The organism is Massilia sp. H6 (genome assembly GCF_024802625.1).
Classification (GTDB): domain Bacteria; phylum Pseudomonadota; class Gammaproteobacteria; order Burkholderiales; family Burkholderiaceae_D; genus Telluria.
In genome coordinates this window covers 929,667-952,576 of record NZ_CP103371.1, presented here as the reverse complement: position 1 = coordinate 952,576, position 22,910 = coordinate 929,667, and the positions used below count along the sequence as shown (strand labels likewise).

Genomic DNA, 22,910 nt, shown 5'->3' with positions numbered 1-22,910 from the left:
GGCGCCTTGGTGGAAAACCGCCTTACCCGTGATAGGCCGTCTCGCCATGACTGCTGATGTCCAGGCCCTGGCGTTCTTCGTCGGCCGGCACCCGCAGCCTGACCACGATATCGGCAAGCTTGAAGGCAATAAAGGCGACGGCTGCCGACCACACGATGGTGATGCCCACTGCCTGCGCCTGCACCCACACCTGGCTGGCGATCGAATACGCCGGCGCGCCCTGGTTGGCGACATAGTCCCAGATGCCCTGCCCGCCCAATGCCGGCGAAGCGAACACGCCGGTCAGCAGCGCGCCGAGAATGCCGCCGACGCCGTGCAGGCCGAACACATCGAGCGAGTCGTCCGCGCCCAGCAGGCGCTTTAAACCGGTCACACCCCACAGGCAGACGATTCCTGCCAGCAGGCCCATGACCAGGGCGCCCATCGGGCCGACGAAACCGCAGCCTGGCGTGATCGCCACCAGGCCCGAGACGGCGCCCGACACCGCGCCCAGCATCGACGGCTTGCGCTTGAAGATCCACTCGCCGATCATCCACGACACGGCCGCTGCCGCAGTGGCCAGCAAGGTGTTGATGAAGGCCAGCGCGGCGACGTCGCCCGCTTCCAGTGCCGAACCGGCATTGAAGCCGAACCAGCCGACCCACAGCAGCGAAGCGCCGACCATGGTCATGGTCAGGGAATGCGGCGCCATCGATTCGCGCCCCAGGCCGATCCGCTTGCCGATCATGTAGGCGCCGACCAGGCCAGCTACCGCCGCATTGATGTGCACCACGGTGCCGCCGGCGAAATCGAGCGCGCCCATTTGCCACAGGAAACCAGCACCGCTGGTCACGGTGGCGAGCGAGGCGGCATCGGTGATGGCGTCCGGGCCGGCCCAGAACCAGACCATGTGCGCCACCGGCAGGTAGCCAAAGGTGAACCACAGCACCACGAACAGCAGTACCGCCGCAAAGCGCACGCGCTCGGCAAAAGCGCCGACGATCAGCGCGCAGGTGATGGCGGCAAAGCTTCCCTGGAAGGCGACAAAGATGAACTCGGGAATCATCGTCTCTTTGCTGAAAGTCGCGGCCTGGGCAAAGCTGCCGGCGAGCGGATCGTAGATGCCGTTCAGGAAGGCGCGGTCGAAGCCGCCGATAAAGGCATTGCCCTGGGTGAAGGCCAGCGAGTAGCCGTACAGGCACCACAGCACGATGACCACCGAGAACACCATGAAGACCTGCATCAGGATCGACAGCATGTTCTTGGCCCGCACCAGGCCGCCGTAAAACAGCGCCAGGCCGGGAATGGCCATCATGATGACGAGCAGCGTAGCGACGAACATCCACGCGGTATCTCCCTTGTTGATGGAAGGCGCGGCCAGCGCCGGCAGTGCCAGGCTCAGGGCGGCGAAGCCGGCCAGGACCTTGATGATGGTGCGTTTCATAAATTTCCTTTTACAGTGCGTCGTTGCCGGTCTCGCCGGTACGGATACGGATGGCCTGGTTCAGGTCGGCCACGAAAATCTTGCCATCGCCGATCTTGCCGGTGCGGGCCGCACCCTGGATGGCGTCGATCACCTGCTCGACCAAGGCATCGTCCACGGCCGCCTCGATCTTGATTTTTGGAAGAAAGTCGACCACGTATTCGGCGCCGCGGTAGAGCTCGGTATGGCCTTTCTGGCGCCCGAAACCCTTCACTTCGGTCACCGTCATGCCCTGCACGTTGATCTCCGACAGCGCTTCGCGCACTTCGTCCAGCTTGAACGGTTTGATAATGGCGGTAATCATCTTCATGGCATTGCCTCTTAATCGATCAGAAGGTTTTGGACACGGTGAGAATCGCGCCGGACTTGCCGAGGTTCTTGCCTTGCGGGTTCAGGTAAGCGCCGGTATCGGCCTTGATCCAGGCCAGCGAGACCGTGGCCACGCCGAGGTCCTTACTCACGCCCAGCTTGTAGTCGGAGTAGGAAAACTGGCTGTTGTGACGCACTTTCTGGCGGCCGGCATGCAGGTTCAGGATGAAGCCGTTGCCCACGTCAAGATCAGCGCCAAGGTCGAGATAGCCACTGCCCTTGCTGTTGGCGGTGCCGAACAGGTTGGTCGTCGACTGCGAATACTTGATGTAGGCCGGACCGACGCCGAGCCGCCCGTAGAGCTCGAAGGTGTTGGCGCTCGGGCCCAGGCCGTTCGACGGATACAGGTAGTACAGGCCGCCGAGGTCATAGGTGACGGAGGCGCCGAGCTGGCCGCGGCGGCCGCCGTAGATATCCCATTCGATGCTGCCGTCGCCGCCAAGATCCTTCGTCCACTTGATGGTGGAGAGCCAGGTGCCCACATACCAGCCGGTTGGGCCGTGCACGTAGTCGGCGCCGCCTTGCAGCGCCGGATCGAAGCTGGTCTGCGACAGGCCGCGATAGCGGTAGTCGCTGGTGATGGCAGCGTTGTAGCTGAGCTGGTGTTGCTGCACTGCGTCAGGAGCAGCTTGCTGCGCGTTGGCCGTGACGCTTGCCAGCGCCAGGGCGGCCCAGGTGGCTGCTGCGGTCGGTATGCTGCGTTTCATGCTTTTCCCCTTATGTTCAACGGTAGACTCGGTTGCGATTTACAATGCACTTGCAGCACGCTTCACTTCCCTTTAGCACGATGCGTGCCAGAGGCAAAATGGGGAGGCGCGCGCCCGGGAAGGTGTTGATTTCTCAGTCATCTACCCCATGTGCAATACGAATAACCAGCAAACACTTGCGGCGCCATGTGCCGCAGTGCCACGCACCACCGCGGCCAGCGGACGCACCTTCGTGGTGCGCCGCCCCCCGCCTTATTGAGGAACGTACGGATATGACCACTTTCTTTAACGATTTGCAGGGCAAGATCAACCAGGCCCTGGAGAGCACGCCGGCCAAGGACATCCAGCGCAATGTCAAGGCTATGGCCACCCAGGGCTTTTCCAAGCTCGACCTGGTCACCCGCGAAGAATTCGATATCCAGGCCCAGGTGCTGGCCAAGACCCGCGCCAAGCTCGAAGCGCTTGAACTGCGCGTGCTAGAACTGGAAGCACGCCTGGGCGCGCAGGCTTCGGCATCGTCCCCGGCAGCGGCAGCGGCAGGCCAGCCGGCGCCGACGATCATTCTCGGCAAGGAATAAGGCTGCCGGCATTCATGTCCCCCGGGAGCCGCACATGAATGCCAACGACCAGCCGGCGCCGCAGGATGTCTCGCTCGACGTGTTGCGCGAGAAATATGCCAAGGGCAACGAGACCAGCATCGACGACGTGCGCCGGCGCGTAGCGCGCGCCCTGGCGGCGCTGGAACCGGCAGCGCAGCGCACCGGGTTCGAGCAACGCTTTCTGTGGGCCCAGGAGCAAGGCTTCGTCCCCGCCGGACGCATCAATTCCGCGGCCGGCCTCGGCCTGCAGGCCACCCTCATCAACTGTTTCGTGCAACCGGTGGGCGACTCGATCTCGGGCAGCCAGGACGGCCTGCCCGGCATCTATACGGCACTATCCGAGGCCGCCGAGACCATGCGCCGCGGCGGCGGCGTCGGCTACGACTTCAGCGCGATCCGCCCGATGGGCAGCAAGGTCCATGGCACCGGCTCGCGCGCCTCCGGGCCGGTCTCGTACATGGAAGTGTTCGACGCCTCGTGCCGCACGGTGGAGTCGGCCGGCGCCAGGCGCGGCGCCCAGATGGGCGTGCTGCGCATCGACCATCCCGACATCGAGCGCTTCATCGCCGCCAAGGACAAGGGCGGCCTCACCAATTTCAACATCTCGGTAGGCGTCACCGACGCCTTCATGCGCGCGGTGCAAGCCGACGCGCCCTTCGAGCTGGTGCACGCCGCCGAACCAGGTGACGAAGACGCGCCGCAGGACATGCCGAATCCGCGCCGGCTCGACGACGGCCGCTGGGTCTACCGGCGGGTAGAGGCGCGCGCCCTGTGGGACCGGATCATCGCCTCGACCTACGACCATGCCGAGCCGGGCGTGCTGTTTGTCGACCGCATCAACCTGGAGAACAACCTCTGGTACGCGGAAGAACTGCGCGCCACCAATCCCTGCGGCGAGCAGCCGCTGCCGGCCTATGGCTGCTGCGACCTGGGTTCGCTCAACCTCACCTGTTTCGTGCGCAACCCGTTCAGCCAGGCTGCCGCCTTCGATTTCGCGCGCATGTGCGAGGTGGCCACCGTGGCGGTGCGCATGCTCGACCTGGTGCTCGACGCGACCGTCTGGCCGCTGCCGCAGCAGGCGGAGCAGTCCAGCGCCAAGCGCCGCGTCGGCCTGGGGTTTCTGGGCCTGGGCAGCGCGCTGGTCATGCTGGGGCTGCGCTACGACGCCGACGAGGGGCGTGCGCTGGCCGCCCGCATCATGGAGGCACTGCGCAATGCTGCGTATGCCGCCTCGGTCGAACTGGCGCGCGAAAAAGGCCCCTTTCCACTGTTCGACGCCGAGCACTACCTGCGCGGGCATTTCATCCTGCGCCTGCCAGACGAGCTGCGCGCGGCGATCCGCCTGCACGGCATCCGCAACTCGCACCTGCTGTCGATTGCCCCCACCGGCACCATCTCGCTGGCCTTTGCCGACAATGCCACGAACGGCATCGAGCCGCCTTATTCCTGGACTTACCAGCGCAAGAAGCGAATGGCCGACGGCAGCACCCGCAGCTACGCGGTCGAAGACCATGCCTGGCGCCTGTACCGCCACCTTGGCCACGACACCGGCAGCCTGCCACCGCAGTTCGTCACCGCGCTCGAGATGCGCGCGCTCGATCATCTGCGCATGGTGCAGGCGGTGCAGCCTTTCGTCGACACGGCCATTTCCAAGACCGTTAACGTGCCGGTCGATTACCCGTTCGAGCAATTTCGCGACCTGTACAGCCAGGCCTGGCATGCGGGGCTGAAGGGACTGGCAACCTACCGGCCCAATACGGTGCTGGGCAACGTGCTATCAAACTCGCCCGAGCCTGCGCAGCAGGCCGGCTCGGACGACGACCCGCTGCGCCAGCGCTTCGAACGCCGCCCGCTGGGCGAACTCGAATCGCTTACCTCGAAAATCGAATACTCGACCCAGGAAGGCCGCACGAGCGCCTACCTCACGGTGAGCTTCATCCGCGTCGACGGCAGGTGCGCGGGCCAGCCGGTGACGATCGAGCGGCCCTTCGAATTCTTCATGCCCTCGAACCAGCGCACCGGGGGCCAGCAGTGGATCACGGCCTCGATGCGGCTGCTGTCGATGGTGGCGCGCGCCGGCGGCCCGATCGCGCGCGCGCTGGCCGACATGCGCGACGTGGTCTGGGAAAAAGGCCCGGTGCGCTGCGGCTACCTGACGCGCCAGGACGGCACCGAGGTGCCGGTCTACCACGACTCGGAGGTGGCGGCGATCGCCTTCATGCTGCAGCGCGTGCTGATCCGGCGCGGCTTCCTGGACGCCCTGGGCAACGAGGTAGCGCTGCCGGAACTGGCCAGGCGCTATGCCGCGCGCGCCACTGGCATGGCGCCCGATGCCGAACCCTGCCCTGCCACGGCGGCCGGCGCCCTGCGCGCGGCGGGCGGCGCCAAGTGTCCGGAATGCGGCGCCCGCGCGCTGCGCAAGGTGGACGGTTGCACCCGCTGCGAAGAATGCCACTATGTGGGAGAGTGCGGCTAAGGCATACTGCGCAGGTTCTCAACTTTCAAGACTGCCATGACCTATCTCGCCCTGAAGCACATCCACATCACTTTCGCCGCCCTGAGCGGGGTATTGTTCCTGGTGCGCGGCATCTGGATGCTGTCCGGATCGCAGCAACTGCAGCGGCGCTGGGTGAAAGTAGTGCCGCACATCGTCGACACGCTGCTGCTGGTGAGCGCCATCGGCCTGGTGGTATGGAGCAGCCAGTATCCTGGTGAGCAGTCCTGGCTGACAGCCAAGGTAGTGGCGCTGGTGGGCTATATCGCGCTGGGCATCATTGCCCTCAAACGCGGCCGTACCAAGCAGGTGCGGGTCGCTGCCTTTGTCGGCGCCCTGGCCTGTTACGTCTATATCGTGGCGGTGGCGGTCACCAAGAACCCGTTGGTTTAAGCCGCAGCGCGCGGCCGACACCAAGCGCGTGACCCGGGCCGCACGTTTGGTCGCCCTCAACCGGGCGTTGCGCTTTACCGGGCAGTATCGTCAAGTCTCCGCTCATCCCGTCAGGTGCAACATGAGTCTTGCCGTCCTTCGCAGCCGCGCACTGGCAGGCATGGCGGCGCCCGTGGTCAACGTCGAAGTCCACCTGGCCAACGGCCTGCCCGCCTTTGCCATCGTCGGCTTGCCCGACGCCGAAGTGCGCGAAGCAAAAGACCGGGTGCGGGCGGCCTTGCAAAATTCGGGCTTTACCATCCCGCCGCGGCGCATCACCGTCAATCTGGCGCCGGCCGACCTGCCGAAAGAATCCGGCCGCTTCGACCTGCCCATTGCGCTGGGCATCCTGGCCGCGTCGCAGCAGCTCCCTGGCGAGCAGCTCGAGCGCTACGAGTTCGCGGGCGAGCTGTCGTTGTCGGGCGAGTTGCGGCCGATCCGGGGGGCGCTAGCCATGACCTTCGCCATGCACCGTGACCAGGGCAGCGACCTTGCGCGCGCCTTCATCCTGCCGCTGGCCAATGCCGACGAAGCGGCGCTGGTCACCCATGCGGCCATCTATCCGGCCCGCACGCTGCTCGAGGTATGCGCCCACTTCGCGCATGGCGCAGGCAGTGCGCGGCTGGCGCGCCACCAGGGCCAGGCCTTGCCGGCGACCGTCGACTACCCGGATCTTGCCGAAGTCAAGGGGCAGCAAAGTGCCAAACGCGCCCTCGAGGTCGCGGCCGCCGGCCTGCATTCGGTGCTTCTCATTGGTCCTCCCGGTGCGGGCAAGAGCATGCTGGCCGCGCGCTTTCCCGCGCTATTGCCGCCGATGAGCGACGACGAGGCGCTTGAATCGGCCGCGGTCCAATCGCTCACCGGCGGCTTTTCGCCACAACGCTGGCGGCGCCGCCCTTTCCGCAGCCCGCATCACACGAGCTCCAGCGTGGCGCTGGTCGGCGGCGGCAACCCGCCGCGACCGGGCGAAGTATCGCTGGCGCACCATGGGGTGCTGTTTCTCGACGAACTGCCTGAATTCGACCGCCGCGTGCTGGAGGTACTGCGCGAGCCGCTCGAATCGGGCCACATCACGATTTCGCGGGCGGCGCGCCAGGCCGATTTTCCGGCCCGCTTTCAACTGATCGCGGCCATGAATCCCTGCCCCTGCGGCTGGCTCGGCCACCCATCCGGCAAATGCCGCTGCACGCCCGAGATTGCCCAGCGCTACCAGGGTCGCATCTCCGGGCCCCTGCTGGACCGCATCGATATCCAGTTCACGGTGGCCGCCATGCCGGCCGAGCGCATCGGCGCCCATGCCGACGGCGAAGCCAGCGCCGTGGTCGCGGCGCGCGTCGCCCAGGCACACGCCCTGCAGCTCGCGCGCCAGGGCGGCCCCAACCAGCGCCTGGCGCCTGCCGAGATCGACCGCTACTGCCGCCCCGACAGCGCCGGTGAGCGGCTGCTGCGCGCGGCGATGCAACAGCTGCACTGGTCGGCGCGCGCCTATCACCGCGTGCTCAAGGTGGCGCGCACCATTGCCGACCTGGGCGGCGCGGACGGCGTAGCTGCCCCGCATATCGCCGAAGCGATCCAGTACCGGCGCGCGCTGCACGAAGGCTGAACGCAGGGCATGGCCGGGTGCACGCAGAAGCCGCGCCTCCTGCTACCATCTGGTCATGCACATCAAACCTCTTTTCCTTGCCACCCTGTCGGCGGCCCTGTTCGGCGTGGCGCTCGGCGGCTGCTCGCCCACCTACAACTGGCGCGACTACAGCAGCGGCGATGGCAGCTACCGGGTGATGTTCCCGGCCAAGCCGGCGACACACACGCGCAGCATCGACCTGGGCGGGATCCGGGTCGACATGACCATGACCGGCGCCGACGTCGAGGGGGCGACCTTCGCCGTGGGCACCGCGCTGGCGCCAAGCCCCGCGCTGGCGCTGGCCACCTTGCCGGCCATGCGCCAGGCGCTGCTGCGCAATATCGGCGCCACCGAAGATGGGACCCAGACGCCGCCTTTGAAGCCCGGTGCGGCAGAGCTGCAGGTGGACGCGACCGGCAAGGGGCATGCTGGCCCGGTGCGCCTGCTGGGCCGGTTTACGGTGAAAGGCGCGCGCGTCTATCAAGTGATCGTCATCGGCAAACCCGATGCCATGCCGCCTGAGCAAACCGAGCAATTCCTTGACTCGTTCGTGCCACAGTGAACCAGGCTCGCCCATGAAAGACGACCCGTCTGCGCTCCTGCCGTCAGTGGCGGCGCTGCGCATCGCCGGCTTGCACAAATCCTTCGGCCGCCCTGCCGTCGATGGCCTCGACCTGACCATCCGGCGCGGCGAACTGTACGCGCTGCTTGGCCCCAACGGCGCCGGCAAGACCACCACGCTACGCATGGTGGCCGGGCTGGTGGCGCCCGACGCCGGCAGCATCGAGGTGCTCGGCCTCGACCTGGCAGCGACGCCGCAGCAAGCCAAGCGCAACATGGCCTATCTGCCGGACGACCCCATGTTGTACGGCAAGCTCAAGCCCACCGAATACCTCGAGTTCGTCGCCGGACTCTGGGGCGTGCCCGCGCGCGAGGCCGAAGCGCGTGCGCGTTCGCTGCTCGCGTGGCTGGAACTGGCGCCGCATGCGCATGAGCTGACCGAAGGATTTTCGCGCGGCATGAAGCAGAAGCTGGCGCTGGCCGGTGCATTGATCCATGAGCCGGAACTGCTGATCCTGGACGAGCCGCTCACCGGGCTCGACGCGGCCGCGGCGCGCCAGGTCAAAGACCTGCTGCTGTCGCACGTGGCCAAGGGCGGCACGGTGATCCTGACGACCCATATCCTCGAGGTGGCGGAGCGCCTCGCGCAGCGCATCGGCATCATCCAGCACGGCCGCCTGATCGCCGAGGGCACGCTGGACGAACTGCGCGCAGGCGCCAGCGGCGCCAGTCTCGAAGACGTGTTCCTGCAGCTGACCGCGCGGCCATGATGGTCGCCCCCGGCAGCATCGGCTGGCTGGCCTGGCACGAGATCAAGCTGTTCTGGTTCAACGCGGCGTCCGGCAAACAGACGCCAACCGGGCGCCGCCCAGGCCCGCGCGGCTTGGCTGCCATCGCCCTGGCGTATCTGGCGTTGCATGTGGTGGCGTTCGTCGTGGTGACGCGCTTCGGCGGGTTCGACGCGGCCGATCCGCGCGTGCAGGTCGCGCTCAGCGCACTGCTGTTCGGCGCGATGACCTTCATGCTTTCCAGCGCCCTGAAATCGAGCGTGCTGGTGCTGTTCGAGCGCGGCGACCTCGATTTGCTGCTGTCGTCTCCACTGCCATCGCTCAGCATATTCACGGTCCGCCTCGGCACGGTGGCAGTGGGCACGGCGGCGCTCTACCTGTTTATCCTGACGCCGTTTGCGCATGCAGGCGCGCTGCTCGGACAGGCGCGCTGGCTTGCCGTCTATCCGGTCATTCTGGCTACTGCCAGCGTCATCGCCTGCGTCGCCATGCTGCTGACGCTAGCCCTGGTGCGGGTGCTCGGGGCGCGGCGCACCCGTGTTGTCGCACAGGTCATCGGGGCGCTGGCCGGCGCCCTGCTGTTCATCCTGTCGCAACTGTTCTCGCATTACGCGAACTCGATGCAGACGCAGGCCGCCACCACCTTTGCGCGCGCCTTTGCCGCGGATGGGCCGCTTGGCGCTGCCAGCCCGCTATGGCTGCCCGGCCGCGCGCTACTGGGCGAACCGCTGCCATTACTGGGCATGGCGCTGGCGGCGCTGGCCACTTTCGTGTTTACCGCCGGGCGTACGCATCGCTTCTTCGTGCAAGGCCTCCAGCAGGCCGCAGCCTCGAACCGGACCGCAGGGCCACCCAAGGGCGGCGTGCGCTACCGCTTCGGCAGCAGCCTGTTCAACACCGTCGTGCGCAAGGAGTGGCGCCTGATCCTGCGCGACCCGCAGCTGATTTCCCAGGTCGGGCTGCAATTGATCTACCTGCTGCCCTTGTTATTCCTCGTCTTTCGGCGCAGCGATATCCAGTTACCAGCCGTCGCCGCGGGCCTGACCCTGCTGTGCGCCGCGTTGACTGGCTCCCTGGCCTGGATCGCCGTCGCGGCCGAAGACGCTCCCGACCTGCTACGGATGGCACCGGCGGCGCCACGCGCCATCCGCCTGGCCAAGCTGGCGGCGGCGGTCATGCCCTCGCTGTTCATTGTCGCCCTGCCCCTGTTCTGGCTATCGATACGGGCCCCGCTCGCGGGCCTGCTGGCAGGCTTGTGCGTCAGCGGTGCAGTCTGTGCGGCCGCATTGATCGTTCACTGGTGCGGCCGCCCTGGCGCGCGCGGCGATTTTGCCAACCGGGGCAAGCGCGACCTGTTGCGCTCGATGCTCGAAGCGATCAACAGCCTGTCGTGGGGCGCACTCGCATGGTGCATCGCCTCGCTTGCCACTGGGGCCACATCGGATATGCTGCTGGTGGGGACAAGCATCGCCTTTGCCTGTACGCTGATAACGCTTGCCGCCGCCTGGTTCTCGCGCCGTGCTCAGCAGTAAAGGCGTGTGCAGGGTGACCGGATGCCCAACTCGTGTTATCGTTTAGGCATTAACTGAAGATTGGAATAGCTATGTTGATTACATTTAAGTGCAAGTCCTATCCTGAGGTCTTGATGTACCAGGAGCACGCCAAGCGCATTCTCGACATGCTAGGCAAGGACGTGGAACGCGGCGTGATCACCGCCGAAGAAGCGCCCCGTGCAGTGGCCCTGCTCGAAGGCGAAATCGAAGAGAGCCGCAAGCATCAGGTGTCGGAGCAGGTCGAGCGCGACGTCCATGCGCATCATGGCGAGACCGAAGACAACGACCATGAACCGATCGAGCTCGTAACGTTCTCGACGCGCGCCTATCCGCTACTGGAAATGCTGCGCTCTGCACGCGACAAGAAAACCGATGTCCTGTGGGGTGTGTAAGCTGACAGGATGCCCACGAAACGGCGGAGCTTGCGCTCCGCTTTTTTTATGGCCCGGGCCGGCGCCTAAACGCAAAAAACCCCACAGAGATCACTCTGTGGGGTTTTTCTTATAACTAGCCTGACGATAACCTACTTTCACACTGGTTGCAGCACTATCATCGGCGCAAAGTCGTTTCACGGTCCTGTTCGGGATGGGAAGGGGTGGGACCGACTTGCTATGGTCATCAGGCTTTGACTTGTACGAGGTTTTTGCCAAGTGGCAAAAATCTCTGAATCTGGAAGAAGTAATTGTTGTATTGGGTAGCGAGTATCAACAAACGTGCGCTGTATTCTCGACTTATCTATATACCTACCAAGGTTATAGGGACAAGCCGTACGGGCAATTAGTACTGGTTAGCTTAATGCATTACTGCACTTCCACACCCAGCCTATCAACGTCCTGGTCTCGAACGACCCTTCAAGGAGCTCAAGGCTCCGGGAAATCTCATCTCAAGGCAAGTTTCCCGCTTAGATGCTTTCAGCGGTTATCTCTTCCGAACTTAGCTACCCGGCAATGCCACTGGCGTGACAACCGGTACACCAGAGGTTCGTCCACTCCGGTCCTCTCGTACTAGGAGCAGCCCCCTTCAAATTTCCAACGCCCACGGCAGATAGGGACCAAACTGTCTCACGACGTTTTAAACCCAGCTCACGTACCACTTTAAATGGCGAACAGCCATACCCTTGGGACCGGCTACAGCCCCAGGATGTGATGAGCCGACATCGAGGTGCCAAACTCCCCCGTCGATATGAACTCTTGGGAGGAATCAGCCTGTTATCCCCAGAGTACCTTTTATCCGTTGAGCGATGGCCCTTCCATACAGAACCACCGGATCACTATGTCCTACTTTCGTACCTGCTCGACTTGTCGGTCTCGCAGTTAAGCACGCTTATGCCATTGCACTATCATCACGATGTCCGACCGTAATTAGCGTACCTTCGAACTCCTCCGTTACGCTTTAGGAGGAGACCGCCCCAGTCAAACTGCCTACCATGCACTGTCCCCGATCCGGATAACGGACCAAGGTTAGAACCTCAAACAAACCAGGGTGGTATTTCAAGGATGGCTCCACGAACACTGGCGTGTCCGCTTCAAAGCCTCCCACCTATCCTACACAGATTGGTTCAAAGTCCAATGCAAAGCTACAGTAAAGGTTCATGGGGTCTTTCCGTCTAGCCGCGGGTAGATTGCATCATCACAAACATTTCAACTTCGCTGAGTCTCGGGAGGAGACAGTGTGGCCATCGTTACGCCATTCGTGCAGGTCGGAACTTACCCGACAAGGAATTTCGCTACCTTAGGACCGTTATAGTTACGGCCGCCGTTTACTGGGACTTCAATCAAGAGCTTGCACCCCATCATTTAATCTTCCAGCACCGGGCAGGCGTCACACCCTATACGTCCACTTTCGTGTTTGCAGAGTGCTGTGTTTTTATTAAACAGTCGCAGCCACCAGTTTATTGCAACCCGTTCATCCTTCCACAGTAAAGTGGTCAAACTACAAGGGCGTACCTTTTCCCGAAGTTACGGTACCAATTTGCCGAGTTCCTTCTCCCGAGTTCTCTCAAGCGCCTTAGAATACTCATCTCGCCCACCTGTGTCGGTTTGCGGTACGGTCTCGTATGACTGAAGCTTAGAGGCTTTTCTTGGAACCACTTCCGATTGCTTCAGAACCTAAGTTCCTCGTCTCAACCCCTTGAATCCTGCGCCCGGATTTGCCTAAGCGCCTTCTATGAGTCAAAAACTAGCTATTCCAACAGCTAGACAACCTTCCGCGATCCGTCCCCCCATCGCATCATACGACGGTGCAGGAATATTAACCTGCTTCCCATCAGCTACGCATCTCTGCCTCGCCTTAGGGGCCGACTCACCCTGCTCCGATGAACGTTGAACAGGAAACCTTGGGCTTACGGCGTGGAGGCTTTTCACCCCCATTATCGCTACTCATGTCAGCATTCGCACTTCTGATACCTCCAGCAAGGTTCACACCTCACCTTCGCAGGCTTACAGAACGCTCTCCTACCATATGGATCGAAGTATAAATACTAAGAAACATATCCGCAGCTTCGGTGACTGGCTTAGCCCCGTTACATCTTCCGCGCAGGACGACTCGATCAGTGAGCTATTACGCTTTCTTTAAATGATGGCTGCTTCTAAGCCAACATCCTGACTGTTTTAGCCTTCCCACTTCGTTTTCCACTTAGCCAATCTTTGGGACCTTAGCTGGCGGTCTGGGTTGTTTCCCTCTTGACGCCGGACGTTAGCACCCGACGTCTGTCTCCCAAGCTCGCACTCATCGGTATTCGGAGTTTGCAATGGTTTGGTAACTCGCAATGAGCCCCTAGCCATAACAGTGCTCTACCCCCGATGGTGATACTTGAGGCACTACCTAAATAGTTTTCGGAGAGAACCAGCTATTTCCAAGTTTGTTTAGCCTTTCACCCCTACCCACAGCTCATCCCCTAATTTTTCAACATTAGTGGGTTCGGACCTCCAGGGCGTGTTACCGCACCTTCATCCTGGCCATGGGTAGATCACTTGGTTTCGGGTCTACACCCAGCGACTGTCGCCCTGTTCGGACTCGATTTCTCTACGGCTCCCCTATTCGGTTAACCTCGCCACTGAATGTAAGTCGCTGACCCATTATACAAAAGGTACGCAGTCACGGAACAAGTCCGCTCCTACTGTTTGTATGCACACGGTTTCAGGATCTATTTCACTCCCCTCCCGGGGTTCTTTTCGCCTTTCCCTCACGGTACTGGTTCACTATCGGTCGATTACGAGTATTTAGCCTTGGAGGATGGTCCCCCCATGTTCAGACAGGATTTCTCGTGTCCCGCCCTACTTGTCGTACGCTTAGTATCACCGTTTGAATTTCGTGTAAGGGGCTATCACCCTCTATGGCCAACATTTCCAGGTTGTTCCACTATCCAATCGACTATCACGTACAGGCTCATCCCATTTCGCTCGCCACTACTTTGGGAATCTCGGTTGATTTCTTTTCCTGCAGCTACTTAGATGTTTCAGTTCGCCGCGTTCGCTTTGCATACCTATGTATTCAGTATGCAATGACCATAAAGGCCGGGTTTCCCCATTCGGAAATCTGCGGATCAATGCGTGTTTGCTCGCTCCCCGCAGCTTATCGCAAGCTACTACGTCCTTCATCGCCTGTAATCGCCAAGGCATCCACCATGTGCACTTATTCGCTTGTCCCTATAACGTTGGCCCCTGCTTATCACTAACCAGGGATCGTCATAGAAAATCAAGAGTACAGCTTGTTGCATGTTTGTTGATACTGTAATGCTACCCTAAGCGTGTGCTGTCGCACACGCTTAAAAAACTTTTACTTCTTCCAGATTGTTAAAGAACGAAACAGCTTTGATCGCTAAAAGATCAAACCTAAGTCTCAACCAGGAACTGGTCGACTTACGTTTGTACTTTCGAATCATGTAGGCAGTGATTGGTGGAGGATGACGGGATCGAACCGACGACCCCCTGCTTGCAAAGCAGGTGCTCTCCCAGCTGAGCTAATCCCCCAAATACATCACAAAAAAGTACAAACCTACTTTTTTGTGGATCCAGGTAAAAATCCCTGGCAAAGCCAGATGATTTTTACAGGCAACCACGTTGATGGTAGGGCTGGTTGGACTCGAACCAACGACCCCCGCGTTATCAACACGGTGCTCTAACCAGCTGAGCTACAGCCCCGACACTGTTGTTCTTGTTCTACAGTCGATAAGAGTGGACGCTCAATGAATGGGTTCTAACCCGGTGCTACTCTAGAAAGGAGGTGATCCAGCCGCACCTTCCGATACGGCTACCTTGTTACGACTTCACCCCAGTCACGAATCCTACCGTGGTAAGCGCCCTCCTTGCGGTTAAGCTACCTACTTCTGGTAAAACCCGCTCCCATGGTGTGACGGGCGGTGTGTACAAGACCCGGGAACGTATTCACCGCGACATGCTGATCCGCGATTACTAGCGATTCCAACTTCATGTAGTCGAGTTGCAGACTACAATCCGGACTACGATACACTTTCTGGGATTAGCTCCCCCTCGCGGGTTGGCGGCCCTCTGTATGTACCATTGTATGACGTGTGAAGCCCTACCCATAAGGGCCATGAGGACTTGACGTCATCCCCACCTTCCTCCGGTTTGTCACCGGCAGTCTCATTAGAGTGCTCAACTAAATGTAGCAACTAATGACAAGGGTTGCGCTCGTTGCGGGACTTAACCCAACATCTCACGACACGAGCTGACGACAGCCATGCAGCACCTGTGTATCGGCTCTCTTTCGAGCACACCCAAATCTCTTCGGGCTTCCGACCATGTCAAGGGTAGGTAAGGTTTTTCGCGTTGCATCGAATTAATCCACATCATCCACCGCTTGTGCGGGTCCCCGTCAATTCCTTTGAGTTTTAATCTTGCGACCGTACTCCCCAGGCGGTCTACTTCACGCGTTAGCTGCGTTACCAAGTTAATTAAAACCCGACAACTAGTAGACATCGTTTAGGGCGTGGACTACCAGGGTATCTAATCCTGTTTGCTCCCCACGCTTTCGTGCATGAGCGTCAATCTTGACCCAGGGGGCTGCCTTCGCCATCGGTGTTCCTCCACATCTCTACGCATTTCACTGCTACACGTGGAATTCTACCCCCCTCTGCCAGATTCAAGCCTTGCAGTCTCCATCGCAATTCCCAGGTTGAGCCCGGGGCTTTCACGACAGACTTACAAAACCGCCTGCGCACGCTTTACGCCCAGTAATTCCGATTAACGCTTGCACCCTACGTATTACCGCGGCTGCTGGCACGTAGTTAGCCGGTGCTTATTCTTCAGGTACCGTCATTAGCCAAGGGTATTATCCTCGGCCGTTTCTTCCCTGACAAAAGAGCTTTACAACCCGAAGGCCTTCTTCACTCACGCGGCATTGCTGGATCAGGCTTGCGCCCATTGTCCAAAATTCCCCACTGCTGCCTCCCGTAGGAGTCTGGACCGTGTCTCAGTTCCAGTGTGGCTGGTCGTCCTCTCAGACCAGCTACTGATCGTAGCCTTGGTAGGCCTTTACCCTACCAACTAGCTAATCAGATATCGGCCGCTCCAGGAGCACAAGGCCCGAAGGTCCCCTGCTTTCATCCTTAGATCGTATGCGGTATTAGCGTAACTTTCGCTACGTTATCCCCCACTCTTGGGTACGTTCCGATATATTACTCACCCGTTCGCCACTCGCCGCCAGGTTGCCCCGCGCTGCCGTTCGACTTGCATGTGTAAAGCATGCCGCCAGCGTTCAATCTGAGCCAGGATCAAACTCTTCAGTTTAATCTCTGTTTAATAGACATTTCTGCCTCCGTCCTTGCAGACGGGTCGCTCACTCAAAATACTGACCGTCATCTCATTGCTGAGACAACGCTATTTCTTTTTTGTGAACATTTGATAATTTAAGTAATCAAGAACCGAAGTTCTTGGCACCTTCATCAAACGCCCACACTTATCGACTGTAAATTTTTAAAGAACTTTGTTCGGTACTGCCTTGCTGCACTTGACGAAGCGTTGTGTTCGTCAGCAGCAGAGAAGCGAGAGTATGCAGTGTTTCGCGTTTCTCGTCAACCCCTTCGTTTCCTTCGCTATCGCTGCCGTGAAGCTGCGTGTGCGTCGGAGGAGCAGAACTATAGCAAATACTCACCGCCATCGCAAGCACTAAAATCTGCCTCTCGGAGCGACCCACTCATCTTGATAGTAAAAATAGATTGGATAATTAGGAACAATTTACTTTATCTATGAGTTGCCGCGAATTATGATGCTTCCATGTTGATGGGAGAACTTCATGGCAGTCGTAACGAAGAAACTAAGTCAGGTGGCACTGCATATGGCGATTGCCTTCGTTATCGCCTATCTCTTGACTGGGTCCGTTGTAGTCGGCGGGATGGCAATCCTCATCGAACCCTTGATCAACGTACTGTTGCTGCCCTTCCACCAGAAAATTTGGTCACGCCACAGGCAAGCCAGGACGTCGGCGCAGGAGCGGCTGGCAATCTTCGCTGCAGAAAAAGTGAGTCAAGTCACGCTGCACGCGGTAGTTGCCTTTGCCGTTATATACGGGACAACCGGGTCGGCGGCCCTGGGCGGTTTGGCTGCATTGCTGGAGCCGGTGTGCAATGTAATCCTGCTGCCGCTGCTTGACCGTGCCTGGGATGCCATGCCAGAGCGCCAGTTGACCTGCGCGTAGATAGCGCAATTGGTATAAAGCGTCGCGAATGCGTCTGTGGACTGACCGGCCTGCCGGTCAGAGCGCCGGGCATTCGCCGTGCCAATATACCGTCAAAGTACCAGCGCGCTGGCGCGAACCGGTTCCCAAACGCAAAAAACCCCACAGAGATCACTCTGTGGGGTTTTGCTTATAACTAGCCTGACGATAACCTACTTTCACACTGGTTGCAGCACTATCATCGGCGCAAAGTCGTTTCACGGTCCTGTTCGGGATGGGAAGGGGTGGGACCGACTTGCTATGGTCATCAGGCTTTGACTTGTACGAGGTTTTTGCCAAGTGGCAAAAATCTCTGAATCTGGAAGAAGTAATTGTTGTATTGGGTAGCGAGTATCAACAAACGTGCGCTGTATTCTCGACTTATCTATATACCTACCAAGGTTATAGGGACAAGCCGTACGGGCAATTAGTACTGGTTAGCTTAATGCATTACTGCACTTCCACACCCAGCCTATCAACGTCCTGGTCTCGAACGACCCTTCAAGGAGCTCAAGGCTCCGGGAAATCTCATCTCAAGGCAAGTTTCCCGCTTAGATGCTTTCAGCGGTTATCTCTTCCGAACTTAGCTACCCGGCAATGCCACTGGCGTGACAACCGGTACACCAGAGGTTCGTCCACTCCGGTCCTCTCGTACTAGGAGCAGCCCCCTTCAAATTTCCAACGCCCACGGCAGATAGGGACCAAACTGTCTCACGACGTTTTAAACCCAGCTCACGTACCACTTTAAATGGCGAACAGCCATACCCTTGGGACCGGCTACAGCCCCAGGATGTGATGAGCCGACATCGAGGTGCCAAACTCCCCCGTCGATATGAACTCTTGGGAGGAATCAGCCTGTTATCCCCAGAGTACCTTTTATCCGTTGAGCGATGGCCCTTCCATACAGAACCACCGGATCACTATGTCCTACTTTCGTACCTGCTCGACTTGTCGGTCTCGCAGTTAAGCACGCTTATGCCATTGCACTATCATCACGATGTCCGACCGTAATTAGCGTACCTTCGAACTCCTCCGTTACGCTTTAGGAGGAGACCGCCCCAGTCAAACTGCCTACCATGCACTGTCCCCGATCCGGATAACGGACCAAGGTTAGAACCTCAAACAAACCAGGGTGGTATTTCAAGGATGGCTCCACGAACACTGGCGTGTCCGCTTCAAAGCCTCCCACCTATCCTACACAGATTGGTTCAAAGTCCAATGCAAAGCTACAGTAAAGGTTCATGGGGTCTTTCCGTCTAGCCGCGGGTAGATTGCATCATCACAAACATTTCAACTTCGCTGAGTCTCGGGAGGAGACAGTGTGGCCATCGTTACGCCATTCGTGCAGGTCGGAACTTACCCGACAAGGAATTTCGCTACCTTAGGACCGTTATAGTTACGGCCGCCGTTTACTGGGACTTCAATCAAGAGCTTGCACCCCATCATTTAATCTTCCAGCACCGGGCAGGCGTCACACCCTATACGTCCACTTTCGTGTTTGCAGAGTGCTGTGTTTTTATTAAACAGTCGCAGCCACCAGTTTATTGCAACCCGTTCATCCTTCCACAGTAAAGTGGTCAAACTACAAGGGCGTACCTTTTCCCGAAGTTACGGTACCAATTTGCCGAGTTCCTTCTCCCGAGTTCTCTCAAGCGCCTTAGAATACTCATCTCGCCCACCTGTGTCGGTTTGCGGTACGGTCTCGTATGACTGAAGCTTAGAGGCTTTTCTTGGAACCACTTCCGATTGCTTCAGAACCTAAGTTCCTCGTCTCAACCCCTTGAATCCTGCGCCCGGATTTGCCTAAGCGCCTTCTATGAGTCAAAAACTAGCTATTCCAACAGCTAGACAACCTTCCGCGATCCGTCCCCCCATCGCATCATACGACGGTGCAGGAATATTAACCTGCTTCCCATCAGCTACGCATCTCTGCCTCGCCTTAGGGGCCGACTCACCCTGCTCCGATGAACGTTGAACAGGAAACCTTGGGCTTACGGCGTGGAGGCTTTTCACCCCCATTATCGCTACTCATGTCAGCATTCGCACTTCTGATACCTCCAGCAAGGTTCACACCTCACCTTCGCAGGCTTACAGAACGCTCTCCTACCATATCCAATAAAGGATATCCGCAGCTTCGGTGACTGGCTTAGCCCCGTTACATCTTCCGCGCAGGACGACTCGATCAGTGAGCTATTACGCTTTCTTTAAATGATGGCTGCTTCTAAGCCAACATCCTGACTGTTTTAGCCTTCCCACTTCGTTTTCCACTTAGCCAATCTTTGGGACCTTAGCTGGCGGTCTGGGTTGTTTCCCTCTTGACGCCGGACGTTAGCACCCGACGTCTGTCTCCCAAGCTCGCACTCATCGGTATTCGGAGTTTGCAATGGTTTGGTAACTCGCAATGAGCCCCTAGCCATAACAGTGCTCTACCCCCGATGGTGATACTTGAGGCACTACCTAAATAGTTTTCGGAGAGAACCAGCTATTTCCAAGTTTGTTTAGCCTTTCACCCCTACCCACAGCTCATCCCCTAATTTTTCAACATTAGTGGGTTCGGACCTCCAGGGCGTGTTACCGCACCTTCATCCTGGCCATGGGTAGATCACTTGGTTTCGGGTCTACACCCAGCGACTGTCGCCCTGTTCGGACTCGATTTCTCTACGGCTCCCCTATTCGGTTAACCTCGCCACTGAATGTAAGTCGCTGACCCATTATACAAAAGGTACGCAGTCACGGAACAAGTCCGCTCCTACTGTTTGTATGCACACGGTTTCAGGATCTATTTCACTCCCCTCCCGGGGTTCTTTTCGCCTTTCCCTCACGGTACTGGTTCACTATCGGTCGATTACGAGTATTTAGCCTTGGAGGATGGTCCCCCCATGTTCAGACAGGATTTCTCGTGTCCCGCCCTACTTGTCGTACGCTTAGTATCACCGTTTGAATTTCGTGTAAGGGGCTATCACCCTCTATGGCCAACATTTCCAGGTTGTTCCACTATCCAATCGACTATCACGTACAGGCTCATCCCATTTCGCTCGCCACTACTTTGGGAATCTCGGTTGATTTCTTTTCCTGCAGCTACTTAGATGTTTCAGTTCGCCGCGTTCGCTTTGCATACCTATGTATTCAGTATGCAATGACCATAAAGGCCGGGTTTCCCCATTCGGAAATCTGCGGATCAATGCGTGTTTGCTCGCTCCCCGCAGCTTATCGCAAGCTACTACGTCCTTCATCGCCTGTAATCGCCAAGGCATCCACCATGTGCACTTATTCGCTTGTCCCTATAACGTTGGCCCCTGCTGACACAGGGATCGTTATAGAAAATCAAGAGTACAGCTTGTTGCATGTTTGTTGATACTTGTATTGCTACCCTAAGCATGTGCTGTCGCACACACTTAAAAAACTTTTACTTCTTCCAGATTGTTAAAGAACGAAACAGCTTTGATCGCTAAAAGATCAAACCTAAGCATCTATGCTTACGTTTGTACTTTCGAATTATGTAGGCAGTGATTGGTGGAGGATGACGGGATCGAACCGACGACCCCCTGCTTGCAAAGCAGGTGCTCTCCCAGCTGAGCTAATCCCCCAGGATTCTTCTGAACCGCGATGGTAGGGCTGGTTGGACTCGAACCAACGACCCCCGCGTTATCAACACGGTGCTCTAACCAGCTGAGCTACAGCCCCGACTTGGAACACTGCTACTGTTTCTTCTAATTATTACAGTCGATAAGAGTGGACGCTCAATGAATGGGTTCTATCCCGGTGCTACTCTAGAAAGGAGGTGATCCAGCCGCACCTTCCGATACGGCTACCTTGTTACGACTTCACCCCAGTCACGAATCCTACCGTGGTAAGCGCCCTCCTTGCGGTTAAGCTACCTACTTCTGGTAAAACCCGCTCCCATGGTGTGACGGGCGGTGTGTACAAGACCCGGGAACGTATTCACCGCGACATGCTGATCCGCGATTACTAGCGATTCCAACTTCATGTAGTCGAGTTGCAGACTACAATCCGGACTACGATACACTTTCTGGGATTAGCTCCCCCTCGCGGGTTGGCGGCCCTCTGTATGTACCATTGTATGACGTGTGAAGCCCTACCCATAAGGGCCATGAGGACTTGACGTCATCCCCACCTTCCTCCGGTTTGTCACCGGCAGTCTCATTAGAGTGCTCAACTAAATGTAGCAACTAATGACAAGGGTTGCGCTCGTTGCGGGACTTAACCCAACATCTCACGACACGAGCTGACGACAGCCATGCAGCACCTGTGTATCGGCTCTCTTTCGAGCACACCCAAATCTCTTCGGGCTTCCGACCATGTCAAGGGTAGGTAAGGTTTTTCGCGTTGCATCGAATTAATCCACATCATCCACCGCTTGTGCGGGTCCCCGTCAATTCCTTTGAGTTTTAATCTTGCGACCGTACTCCCCAGGCGGTCTACTTCACGCGTTAGCTGCGTTACCAAGTTAATTAAAACCCGACAACTAGTAGACATCGTTTAGGGCGTGGACTACCAGGGTATCTAATCCTGTTTGCTCCCCACGCTTTCGTGCATGAGCGTCAATCTTGACCCAGGGGGCTGCCTTCGCCATCGGTGTTCCTCCACATCTCTACGCATTTCACTGCTACACGTGGAATTCTACCCCCCTCTGCCAGATTCAAGCCTTGCAGTCTCCATCGCAATTCCCAGGTTGAGCCCGGGGCTTTCACGACAGACTTACAAAACCGCCTGCGCACGCTTTACGCCCAGTAATTCCGATTAACGCTTGCACCCTACGTATTACCGCGGCTGCTGGCACGTAGTTAGCCGGTGCTTATTCTTCAGGTACCGTCATTAGCCAAGGGTATTATCCTCGACCGTTTCTTCCCTGACAAAAGAGCTTTACAACCCGAAGGCCTTCTTCACTCACGCGGCATTGCTGGATCAGGCTTGCGCCCATTGTCCAAAATTCCCCACTGCTGCCTCCCGTAGGAGTCTGGACCGTGTCTCAGTTCCAGTGTGGCTGGTCGTCCTCTCAGACCAGCTACTGATCGTAGCCTTGGTAGGCCTTTACCCTACCAACTAGCTAATCAGATATCGGCCGCTCCAGGAGCACAAGGCCCGAAGGTCCCCTGCTTTCATCCTTAGATCGTATGCGGTATTAGCGTAACTTTCGCTACGTTATCCCCCACTCTTGGGTACGTTCCGATATATTACTCACCCGTTCGCCACTCGCCGCCAGGTTGCCCCGCGCTGCCGTTCGACTTGCATGTGTAAAGCATGCCGCCAGCGTTCAATCTGAGCCAGGATCAAACTCTTCAGTTTAATCTCTGTTTAATAGACATTTCTGCCTCCGTCCTTGCAGACGGGTCGCTCACTCAAAATACTGACCGTCATCTCATTGCTGAGACAACGCTATTTCTTTTTTGTGAACATTTGATAATTTAAGTAATCAAGAACCAAAGTTCTTGGCACCTTCATCAAACGCCCACACTTATCGACTGTAAATTTTTAAAGAACTTTGTTCGGACCTGCCTTGCTGCACTTGACGAAGCGTTGTGTTCGTCAGCAGCAGAGAAGAGAGAGTATGCAGTGTTTCGCGCTTCTCGTCAACCCCTTCGTTCGCTTCGTTGCAGATTTCCCTGCGGACTTTGTTATCGTAAC

Annotated in this window: 12 protein-coding genes, 4 tRNA genes and 6 rRNA genes; 9 read left to right on the top strand and 13 right to left on the bottom strand. The window is 58.3% G+C overall.

The genetic code is table 11. The features are described 5' to 3' along the window. Positions 1 to 22: 22 nt before the first annotated feature. The 3 genes from amt to NRS07_RS04235 are packed head-to-tail and all read right to left on the bottom strand — an operon-like array spanning position 23 to position 2,538. The gene (gene amt, locus NRS07_RS04245) at positions 23 to 1,423 is read right to left on the bottom strand and encodes an ammonium transporter (protein ID WP_259211399.1); all 1,401 of its coding nucleotides are present in this window, start codon (positions 1,421 to 1,423) and stop codon (positions 23 to 25) included. A gap of 10 nt (positions 1,424 to 1,433) precedes the next feature. Beyond that, complete coding sequence (gene glnK / locus NRS07_RS04240; RefSeq protein WP_259211398.1) at positions 1,434 to 1,772, bottom strand: P-II family nitrogen regulator; 339 nt, start codon at positions 1,770 to 1,772, stop codon at positions 1,434 to 1,436. A gap of 19 nt (positions 1,773 to 1,791) precedes the next feature. Further along, positions 1,792 to 2,538, bottom strand: coding sequence for a TorF family putative porin (locus NRS07_RS04235; RefSeq protein WP_259211397.1), 747 nt, complete (start codon positions 2,536 to 2,538; stop codon positions 1,792 to 1,794). A 272-nt stretch (positions 2,539 to 2,810) separates the two neighbouring features. Here NRS07_RS04235 and NRS07_RS04230 point away from each other — a divergent pair, with 272 nt between their 5' ends. The 8 genes from NRS07_RS04230 (at position 2,811) to NRS07_RS04195 (ending at position 10,981) form a co-directional block, all read left to right on the top strand. Beyond that, positions 2,811 to 3,116 carry an accessory factor UbiK family protein gene (locus NRS07_RS04230; RefSeq protein ID WP_259211396.1) on the top strand — a complete coding sequence of 102 codons (306 nt, stop codon included), beginning with the start codon at positions 2,811 to 2,813 and terminating at the stop codon, positions 3,114 to 3,116. A 34-nt stretch (positions 3,117 to 3,150) separates the two neighbouring features. After that, positions 3,151 to 5,613, top strand: coding sequence for an adenosylcobalamin-dependent ribonucleoside-diphosphate reductase (locus NRS07_RS04225; RefSeq protein WP_259211395.1), 2,463 nt, complete (start codon positions 3,151 to 3,153; stop codon positions 5,611 to 5,613). Between the two features lie 36 nt (positions 5,614 to 5,649). Further along, positions 5,650 to 6,024: a SirB2 family protein gene (locus NRS07_RS04220; RefSeq protein WP_259211394.1), complete on the top strand. Its 375-nt coding sequence runs from the start codon at positions 5,650 to 5,652 to the stop codon at positions 6,022 to 6,024. A 121-nt stretch (positions 6,025 to 6,145) separates the two neighbouring features. Further along, a complete protein-coding gene (locus NRS07_RS04215) occupies positions 6,146 to 7,666 on the top strand; it encodes a YifB family Mg chelatase-like AAA ATPase (RefSeq protein ID WP_259211393.1) in 1,521 nt (506 codons plus the stop codon). Between the two features lie 55 nt (positions 7,667 to 7,721). Beyond that, complete coding sequence (locus NRS07_RS04210) at positions 7,722 to 8,249, top strand: hypothetical protein (RefSeq protein WP_259211392.1); 528 nt, start codon at positions 7,722 to 7,724, stop codon at positions 8,247 to 8,249. A gap of 13 nt (positions 8,250 to 8,262) precedes the next feature. Continuing rightward, a complete protein-coding gene (locus NRS07_RS04205) occupies positions 8,263 to 9,018 on the top strand; it encodes an ABC transporter ATP-binding protein (protein WP_259211391.1) in 756 nt (251 codons plus the stop codon). Then, entirely contained in the window at positions 9,015 to 10,568 is a 1,554-nt protein-coding gene (locus NRS07_RS04200) for a hypothetical protein (RefSeq protein WP_259211390.1), read from the top strand. Before NRS07_RS04205 ends, NRS07_RS04200 begins: the two co-directional genes overlap by 4 nt. Positions 10,569 to 10,639: 71 nt before the next feature. Beyond that, positions 10,640 to 10,981 (top strand): DUF1840 domain-containing protein, encoded by a 342-nt coding sequence (locus NRS07_RS04195; protein WP_259211389.1) that lies wholly within the window; start codon positions 10,640 to 10,642, stop codon positions 10,979 to 10,981. Positions 10,982 to 11,099: 118 nt separating this feature from the next. Here NRS07_RS04195 and rrf (NRS07_RS04190) read toward each other — a convergent pair. The 5 genes from rrf (NRS07_RS04190) to NRS07_RS04170 all read right to left on the bottom strand — a co-directional run bounded on the left by rrf (NRS07_RS04190) (position 11,100) and on the right by NRS07_RS04170 (position 16,339). Beyond that, positions 11,100 to 11,212: ribosomal RNA gene (gene rrf, locus NRS07_RS04190) — 5S ribosomal RNA — on the bottom strand. A gap of 133 nt (positions 11,213 to 11,345) precedes the next feature. Beyond that, positions 11,346 to 14,236 (bottom strand): 23S ribosomal RNA (locus NRS07_RS04185). A gap of 248 nt (positions 14,237 to 14,484) precedes the next feature. Then, positions 14,485 to 14,560, bottom strand: a tRNA-Ala gene (locus NRS07_RS04180). Between the two features lie 94 nt (positions 14,561 to 14,654). Beyond that, positions 14,655 to 14,731: transfer RNA gene (locus NRS07_RS04175), tRNA-Ile, on the bottom strand. A 75-nt stretch (positions 14,732 to 14,806) separates the two neighbouring features. Continuing rightward, a 16S ribosomal RNA gene (locus tag NRS07_RS04170) occupies positions 14,807 to 16,339 on the bottom strand. A gap of 505 nt (positions 16,340 to 16,844) precedes the next feature. Between NRS07_RS04170 and NRS07_RS04165 the strand changes: the two genes are divergently transcribed. Then, positions 16,845 to 17,246: a DUF2061 domain-containing protein gene (locus NRS07_RS04165; protein WP_259211388.1), complete on the top strand. Its 402-nt coding sequence runs from the start codon at positions 16,845 to 16,847 to the stop codon at positions 17,244 to 17,246. A gap of 178 nt (positions 17,247 to 17,424) precedes the next feature. On the opposite strand, the gene rrf (NRS07_RS04160) is transcribed toward NRS07_RS04165, so the two are convergent. From rrf (NRS07_RS04160) to NRS07_RS04140, 5 genes are all read right to left on the bottom strand, one after another. After that, positions 17,425 to 17,537 (bottom strand): 5S ribosomal RNA (rrf, locus tag NRS07_RS04160). 133 nt (positions 17,538 to 17,670) lie between these two features. Then, positions 17,671 to 20,545 (bottom strand): 23S ribosomal RNA (locus NRS07_RS04155). 230 nt (positions 20,546 to 20,775) lie between these two features. Continuing rightward, positions 20,776 to 20,851, bottom strand: a tRNA-Ala gene (locus tag NRS07_RS04150). A 20-nt stretch (positions 20,852 to 20,871) separates the two neighbouring features. Next, positions 20,872 to 20,948, bottom strand: a tRNA-Ile gene (locus tag NRS07_RS04145). A 90-nt stretch (positions 20,949 to 21,038) separates the two neighbouring features. Next, positions 21,039 to 22,571: ribosomal RNA gene (locus NRS07_RS04140) — 16S ribosomal RNA — on the bottom strand. Together the 16S, 23S and 5S rRNA genes with 4 tRNA genes alongside form the textbook arrangement of a ribosomal RNA operon. Positions 22,572 to 22,910 lie beyond the last annotated feature (339 nt).

Excerpts from the sequence above, each read along its gene's own strand:
- NRS07_RS04225 (WP_259211395.1), top strand. The coding sequence starts at position 3,151 with ATGAATGCCAACGACCAGCCGGCGCCGCAGGATGTCTCGCTCGACGTG.
- NRS07_RS04165 (WP_259211388.1), top strand. The coding sequence starts at position 16,845 with ATGGCAGTCGTAACGAAGAAACTAAGTCAGGTGGCACTGCATATGGCG.
- NRS07_RS04235 (WP_259211397.1), bottom strand. The coding sequence starts at position 2,538 with ATGAAACGCAGCATACCGACCGCAGCAGCCACCTGGGCCGCCCTGGCG.
- amt (WP_259211399.1), bottom strand. The coding sequence starts at position 1,423 with ATGAAACGCACCATCATCAAGGTCCTGGCCGGCTTCGCCGCCCTGAGC.
- NRS07_RS04230 (WP_259211396.1), top strand. The coding sequence starts at position 2,811 with ATGACCACTTTCTTTAACGATTTGCAGGGCAAGATCAACCAGGCCCTG.
- NRS07_RS04220 (WP_259211394.1), top strand. The coding sequence starts at position 5,650 with ATGACCTATCTCGCCCTGAAGCACATCCACATCACTTTCGCCGCCCTG.
- NRS07_RS04205 (WP_259211391.1), top strand. The coding sequence starts at position 8,263 with ATGAAAGACGACCCGTCTGCGCTCCTGCCGTCAGTGGCGGCGCTGCGC.
- NRS07_RS04210 (WP_259211392.1), top strand. The coding sequence starts at position 7,722 with ATGCACATCAAACCTCTTTTCCTTGCCACCCTGTCGGCGGCCCTGTTC.
- glnK (WP_259211398.1), bottom strand. The coding sequence starts at position 1,772 with ATGAAGATGATTACCGCCATTATCAAACCGTTCAAGCTGGACGAAGTG.
- NRS07_RS04215 (WP_259211393.1), top strand. The coding sequence starts at position 6,146 with ATGAGTCTTGCCGTCCTTCGCAGCCGCGCACTGGCAGGCATGGCGGCG.
- NRS07_RS04195 (WP_259211389.1), top strand. The coding sequence starts at position 10,640 with ATGTTGATTACATTTAAGTGCAAGTCCTATCCTGAGGTCTTGATGTAC.
- NRS07_RS04200 (WP_259211390.1), top strand. The coding sequence starts at position 9,015 with ATGATGGTCGCCCCCGGCAGCATCGGCTGGCTGGCCTGGCACGAGATC.